1 protein-coding gene is annotated in these 236 nt (G+C 36.9%); it reads left to right on the plus strand.

Features of this window, described 5'->3' with window-relative positions:
• Window positions 1–227: transposase (locus tag H5200_RS23715; protein ID WP_182762932.1), on the plus strand; the 227-nt coding region annotated here is incomplete at its 5' end.
• Window positions 228–236: the final 9 nt, after the last annotated feature.

The following is a 236-nucleotide window of genomic DNA, read 5'->3' on the forward strand; positions in this document are numbered from 1 at the left end:
TAAAACCATTCAATAATGTCACGCTAATAAAACTTCCGCCTTACTCCCCGGAGTTAAATCCAATAGAGCAAGTATGGAGTTGGATACGGCAACACTGTTTATCTAATCGTGTGTTTAGTGGTTATAAAGAAATAGTCGAACAGGTTTCGCAAGCGTGGAATAAATTCATTTCTGTTCCTGATACGGTTAAAAGCATATGCTCTAGAGACTGGATAAAATTGACTTAATCTTTATGC

It is taken from the genome of Pseudoalteromonas sp. SG43-7 (genome assembly GCF_014164295.1).
Lineage (GTDB): Bacteria > Pseudomonadota > Gammaproteobacteria > Enterobacterales > Alteromonadaceae > Pseudoalteromonas > Pseudoalteromonas rhizosphaerae.